The following is a 3171-nucleotide window of genomic DNA, read 5'->3' as shown; positions in this document are numbered from 1 at the left end:
GGACGCCGGGCGACCTGGACCTGATGGAGATCAACGAGGCATTTGCGGCGCAGGCGCTGGCGGTGCACAAGCAGATGGGCTGGGACACGTCGAAGGTGAACGTGAACGGCGGGGCGATCGCGATCGGACACCCGATCGGCGCGTCGGGCTGCCGGATTCTGGTGACGCTGCTGCACGAGATGGTCAAGCGCGACGCGAAGCGCGGCCTGGCGTCGCTGTGCATCGGCGGCGGGATGGGCGTCGCGCTCGCGGTCGAGCGCGCGTGAGCAGGGTCTGACTCACGTCCCGCGTGTGGCGCCTGCCGGCGCCGCATGCGGGCGAAGCGGTTTTCGCGCACGACAAGCCGTGAACAACAAGCGCGAGGTGCCGGTGCGTGCCGCGCCCGCGACGCGGGCGGCTCGCATCGAAGCGGCGGGGCGGCAGCAGGTGCGATGCCGTCGCCCCGCCTTCATCGATTACTTTTCTGTCGGTAATTTATAGGATGACTAAGCGAATTGCAGTTGTGACTGGTGGAATGGGCGGCCTCGGCGAAGCGGTCAGCATCAGGTTGAACGACGCGGGCCACCGGGTAGTCGTCACGTATTCGCCGAACAACACCGGCGCGGACCGCTGGCTGACCGAGATGCATGCGGCCGGCCGCGAGTTCCACGCGTACCCGGTGGACGTGGCCGATCACGATTCGTGCCAGCAATGCATCGAGAAGATCGTGCGGGACGTCGGCCCGGTCGACATTCTCGTGAACAACGCGGGCATCACGCGCGACATGACGCTGCGCAAGCTCGACAAGGTCAACTGGGATGCGGTGATCCGCACCAACCTCGATTCCGTGTTCAACATGACGAAGCCGGTCTGCGAAAGCATGGTCGAGCGCGGCTGGGGTCGCATCGTCAACATCTCGTCGGTGAACGGCTCGAAAGGCTCGGTCGGCCAGACCAACTACGCGGCCGCGAAGGCGGGCATGCACGGCTTCACGAAATCGCTCGCGCTCGAAATCGCGCGCAAGGGCGTAACGGTGAACACGGTGTCGCCGGGCTACCTCGCGACGAAGATGGTCACGGCGATCCCGCAGGACATCCTCGACTCGAAGATCCTCCCGCAGATTCCGGCGGGCCGGCTCGGCAAGCCCGAGGAAGTCGCGGCGCTGGTGGCTTACCTGTGCTCGGAGGAGGCCGGCTTCGTGACGGGCTCCAACATCGCGATCAACGGCGGGCAGCACATGCACTGACGCGCAGTGGCACGGCGGTCCGGCGGCGTGTGCGCACGTGCCGGGCCGCGTTCCGCACTATCCAGTGCCAGGGCGGCGGCAGGTGCGCCGCTTCGGCTTTGCATTCCGGAGAAGGCATGGGCGACACCTGGATGGGACTCGCGATCGGCGGCACGGCACTGGCCGTCGCGCTGACGATGGCGGTCTCGCTCTACTGGCTCGAGCGGCGCCGTGCGCGGCTGCTGCGGAACTTCGATCATCGCGATTGCTGGCTCGTCGCGTACGGCAGATGCTTCGCGCGTGTGCGGGCCCGGCCGGCACGCCGCCTGCGCGGCGCGCGTTGACGGCAGCATTGCGGTAGCGACGCGTCACGATTGACGAGCGGTCACGCATCGCGCGCATGCCACGGGCGACGCGCGCGGTGCCCTTGATCAATCGCTCTTTTCGCTCTTTCCACCCGACTCGCCCGAGTCGTTCTTGTGGAAGATCCGCTTCGTCGTGCGCTTGGTGGCATCCCAGCCTTCGCGCGACGCGTGTGCGACCCCGTGCCCGACCGCCTTCGCGGCGCTTGCGGTCGCGTGGCCGAAGCTGCGGGCCGCCTCGCCGGTCTTGTGCGCGGCTTCCTTCGAATCGCGCTTGATGTCCTGCTTCACTTCCGACATGTCCGCGTGCGCGATCGGGCTGATCAGCGCCAGAACGAGCGCGGTACCAATGAACTGACGAACTTTCACGACCAGGTTTCCTTCTCTTGAGTAAGCGGCTTCATCGAGGATGCGCATTGCCGGCTGGCGCCGGGCGAAACGCGCCGGCCGCCGACGCGTCGAGCATCACTGCCGCGCGGCCGGCCAGCAGCACGCGCTCGCCGCAGCGCAGCGCGAAGCCGTACAGCACCGAGCGGGCGTCGCCGCTCACGCGCTCCGCTTCGACGACGAGCGGCTGTGCGAACGTGTCGAGCCGGTCGACGAACGCGTCGATATTGCGCACGCTCGCGAGATAGCCGACACGCGGGCACGCGTCGTGCGTAACGAGCAGCGCGCCGTGCACGGCCATCGCTTGCGCCGCGTATTCGATGCCGCAGACCGACGCGAGCCGGCCATGCGTGCGCAGCGGGTTGTGCGGATCGCGGTGACTCGTCGCGGTGCAGCGGATGCGGTCGGCATCCCACGCATCGACCGTCTCGAGCAGGCACATCGCGCCGTCGTGCGGAATGTGCGCGGCGATCCACGCGTGGTCGAGCGGCGGCGCGAGCGGGATCGTCGCGGTCATCACGCAGGCTCCGTGAACGTATCCGGCATCGCGACATCGACCTGCACGCGTGTGTCGGCGAGGTAGTCGAGCACGACGCGTGTCGAACGCCGCGCGGCGAGCGCATCGAGCAACGGCAGCACGCGCGCGGCCGGATTGCCGGCGCGCAGTGCGTCGAGTTCGGCATGCGCGAGCGTCGTGGCGGGCGCGTCGGTGAGTTGCACGTCGATGCGGGCGACCGCGCGTTCGCTTGCGTCGGGCGCGAGCACGAGCGCCACGCCGAATGCGTCGCCGATCGGCCGCACCGCGCGCAGCGGTTCCGGATAGTCGGTGTCGTACGCGATCAGCAGCGTCGGCACGCGATCGACCGCGACCTGGCACAGGCTTTCGAGCAGGCCCGCGGCAAAGCTGCCGTCGTGCGCGCACAGCACGTTCGACGTCGCCATCGCGCGGGTCGCGATGCTCCAGTAGCCGGCCGGCGCGTTGTGCACGGAGTTGTGGAAGCGCGTCGGCGACAACTGGCGATCGTCGCCGGCAAGGGTCTCGCAGATCGCGTGGCAATTCTGGCCGTCGCCGCCCGACGCGCTGAACACGGTCGCGAGATAGTCGCGCGTCGCGTAGAGCCGCAGCTGGTAGTCGCACAGCTTGGTGACCACGTAGGGCCCGCGCTCGGGCCGCTCGAGCGTGATCGCCAGGTCGGCCTCGCGCTTCGGCAGGTTGAC

At 68.5% G+C, this 3171-nt stretch carries 4 protein-coding genes and 2 pseudogenes; 3 read left to right on the top strand and 3 right to left on the bottom strand.

What is annotated here, in order from left to right; genetic code table 11:
- The 3 genes and pseudogenes from G3N61_RS38455 to G3N61_RS38445 form a co-directional block, all read left to right on the top strand.
- Window positions 1-266: pseudogene (locus G3N61_RS38455) on the top strand (acetyl-CoA C-acetyltransferase); the annotation flags it as partial.
- 215 nt (window positions 267-481) lie between these two features.
- Entirely contained in the window at window positions 482-1225 is a 744-nt protein-coding gene (gene phbB / locus G3N61_RS38450; RefSeq protein ID WP_043187380.1) for an acetoacetyl-CoA reductase, read from the top strand.
- 116 nt (window positions 1226-1341) lie between these two features.
- Window positions 1342-1548 (top strand): hypothetical protein, encoded by a 207-nt coding sequence (locus G3N61_RS38445; protein ID WP_205825053.1) that lies wholly within the window; start codon window positions 1342-1344, stop codon window positions 1546-1548.
- A gap of 87 nt (window positions 1549-1635) precedes the next feature.
- On the opposite strand, the gene G3N61_RS38440 is transcribed toward G3N61_RS38445, so the two are convergent.
- From G3N61_RS38440 to G3N61_RS38430, 3 genes and pseudogenes are all read right to left on the bottom strand, one after another.
- Window positions 1636-1983: a hypothetical protein gene (locus G3N61_RS38440; protein WP_051890174.1), complete on the bottom strand. Its 348-nt coding sequence runs from the start codon at window positions 1981-1983 to the stop codon at window positions 1636-1638.
- Window positions 1967-2470 carry a hotdog family protein gene (locus tag G3N61_RS38435; protein WP_205825052.1) on the bottom strand — a complete coding sequence of 168 codons (504 nt, stop codon included), beginning with the start codon at window positions 2468-2470 and terminating at the stop codon, window positions 1967-1969. The genes G3N61_RS38440 and G3N61_RS38435 overlap by 17 nt, the downstream gene beginning before the upstream one ends.
- A pseudogene (locus tag G3N61_RS38430) lies at window positions 2470-3091 on the bottom strand (beta-ketoacyl synthase chain length factor). The gene G3N61_RS38435 and the pseudogene G3N61_RS38430 overlap by 1 nt, the downstream one beginning before the upstream one ends.
- Between the last annotated feature and the right edge of the window lie 80 nt (window positions 3092-3171).

This window comes from Burkholderia sp. Ac-20349, assembly GCF_017104865.1.
GTDB classification, from domain to species: domain Bacteria; phylum Pseudomonadota; class Gammaproteobacteria; order Burkholderiales; family Burkholderiaceae; genus Burkholderia; species Burkholderia aenigmatica.
Note: the sequence above shows the minus strand (reverse complement) of the source record. Positions and strands in the feature narration are given on the sequence as shown.

Coding starts and splice junctions, on each gene's coding strand:
- phbB (WP_043187380.1), top strand. CDS start 482: ATGACTAAGCGAATTGCAGTTGTGACTGGTGGAATGGGCGGCCTCGGC.
- G3N61_RS38445 (WP_205825053.1), top strand. CDS start 1,342: ATGGGCGACACCTGGATGGGACTCGCGATCGGCGGCACGGCACTGGCC.
- G3N61_RS38440 (WP_051890174.1), bottom strand. CDS start 1,983: ATGCGCATCCTCGATGAAGCCGCTTACTCAAGAGAAGGAAACCTGGTC.
- G3N61_RS38435 (WP_205825052.1), bottom strand. CDS start 2,470: ATGACCGCGACGATCCCGCTCGCGCCGCCGCTCGACCACGCGTGGATC.